This is a genomic window from Chitinophaga sp., assembly GCF_036566945.1.
Taxonomy (GTDB): domain Bacteria; phylum Bacteroidota; class Bacteroidia; order Chitinophagales; family Chitinophagaceae; genus Chitinophaga.
On record NZ_DATCVJ010000098.1, the window covers coordinates 1 to 2,480 of the forward strand.

Sequence of the window (2,480 nt, forward strand, 5' to 3'; positions counted from 1 at the left end):
CGATGGAGCCGTCGGAGGACCGTGATTTGCTGGAACAACGTTTACTGAACAGATTGCGGCCGGTGATGCCCCCCGAACCCGTGAAAACATTCCGCTACCGCCGTTACCTGGTGGCAGCCTCGGTGGTGATTCTGATAGGAGTAGCCGGTATGGCCGGGTTACGGCTTCGGTATTCATCTCACAAAAAAAATATAATAGCAGCTAATACACCCGCTAAGGAAGTATTGCCCGCCAATAAAAAGGCCCTGCTAACGCTGGCAGATGGAAGTACTATTGCGCTGGATGATGCTGCCAATGGGGCTATTGGCCGGCAAGGTGGCGCCAGTGTGATAAAAAACACAAAAGGACAACTTTCTTATCAGGCCGATGAAGCAGAGGAAGCAGTGGTGTACAATACCCTCACCGTGCCCCGTGGTGGCCAGTTCCAATTAGTATTACCAGATGGTACCAAAGTATGGTTGAACTCTGCTTCTTCCCTTCGTTATCCGACGGCTTTCAGAGGGACCGACAGAAAAGTGATCCTGCAGGGACAAGCCTATTTTGAAATAGCCGGTAAAGCCAATCAACCCTTTAAGGTACAGGCCAATGAAATGGAAGTAGTGGTATTAGGTACCCGCTTTGATATGATGGCTTATGCCGATGAACCCACTATCAACGCCACTTTGCTGGATGGTAAAATTAGAGTGCAGGATCAGATACTGCGCCCCGGTCAACAGGCGGTGCTGGCACTCGCCGGACATCAGCTTACCGTAAAAGAAGCTGACCTCAATAAAATTATGGCCTGGAAAAACGGGCTGTTTGTATTTAATAATATGGATCTTCCTACCATACTGCGGGAAATAGCCCGCTGGTATGATGTGGAAATAGTATATAACACCGCACCCGGTAAAGAGCTGTATGGTGGCGGTATCAGCCGGAATCTTAATTTATCAGCCGTATTGCACGTACTCGAAGAAAATGGAACGAATCATTTTAAAATGGAAGGAAATAAAGTAATTGTCTTACCGTAAATACCTGTAAAAAAATAGATGAAGTAAATTTTTGAACAATGGAAAACCGGAGGTGGTGACACACCCCCGGTCAAAGTCCAGCATCCTGTAAGATCAAGCAAAAGATCATTTAAGAATTCTAAACCTTATTAAAAGTATGCATTTAAAATTTAAGGAGATACCATTTCTCCCCAAGGGACTTTTATTAACCAAAATTTTGCGGGTTATGAAAATGACCACCTGGCTAATCCTGATTGCCTGCTTACATGTAAGCGCCAGGAGTTTTTCACAACAGGTTACCCTCTCTGTGAAAAATATGCCGTTACAAAAAGTATTTGCAGAAATAATTCTGCAATCCGGCGCCACGATTGTGTACAACGAATCGGCCCTTAAAAATACCGTCCCTGTTACGTTGCAGGTCAACGGGGCCACCGTGCAATCTGTGCTGGAACAATGCCTGCTTCATCAGCCGGTTACCTTTACCATCAGCGACGGGGTATTTGTGATCCGCCCTAAATCATCGCCCCCTTTAGCGGTGGCCGATACACTGGCGAAAATATCGGGCCTGGTAAAATCCAAAGACGGTACGCCGTTACCCGGCGCCACGGTGATGGTAAAAGGTACCAACAGAGGCAATGCCACCAATGGCAGCGGACAATTTACCGTTACCGCTAATCCGGGCGAAATGCTGGTATTCACTTTTACAGGATATGATAAACAGGAACAGCCCGCCCGGCAAGGGATGCAGGTAGTATTGTCTGCCAGCAACAGTCAGCTGGACCAGGTGGTAGTAGTGGGCTACTCCGATAAGAAAAAAGGTGAACTGACCAGCGCCGTTACGGTAGTAGATGCCACTAAACTCAAAGATGTAACCACTAACGATGTAGGCACTATGCTGCAAGGCAAAGTAGCCGGCCTGCAGGTCGTGAGCAGTTCCGGTGTACCCGGCGCCGCCGCCGAAATACGCATGCGCGGCATCTCTTCAGTAAATGCATCCCAAAGTCCGTTGGTAGTGGTAGATGGTATTATTGGCGGCAACTACGACCCCAATGATATTGCTACGGTGACTGTGCTGAAAGATGCCGGCGCCACCGCCATGTACGGCTCCCAGGCCAATGCCGGCGTTATCATTATCACCACCAAAAGAGCCGCCACCGGTAAAACACAGTTCCAGGCAAAAATCACCACCGGCTTCCGTACACCGGATTTCGGCACCATGGACATGATGAATGGCAGCGAATTGTATGAACGTCAGAAAGAATTTTATCGCGACTATATTCCCGGCGCTACAGATAATTCCTATAAAATAGACCTGGTTAAATTTTACAACGAACGACCGCTGTCGCTGAAAAATCAGAACTATAACTGGTTAACAGATATGTTCCGTCGCGCTCCCATGCAGAATGTATACGTATCTGCCAGTGGTAAAACAGAAAAATCAGATTACTACCTCGGCCTCTCTTATTATAATGAGAAAGGTACTTTCATGAA

General features: G+C 47.5%; 2 protein-coding genes. Both read left to right on the forward strand.

Going from position 1 to position 2,480, the window contains the following annotated elements:
• Nucleotides 1–1,010, forward strand: a 1,010-nt coding sequence (locus tag VIP81_RS02905) for a FecR family protein (protein WP_331956978.1), incomplete at its 5' end; no start/stop codon positions are given.
• A 205-nt stretch (nucleotides 1,011–1,215) separates the two neighbouring features.
• Nucleotides 1,216–2,480: SusC/RagA family TonB-linked outer membrane protein (locus VIP81_RS02910; protein WP_331956979.1), on the forward strand; the 1,265-nt coding region annotated here is incomplete at its 3' end.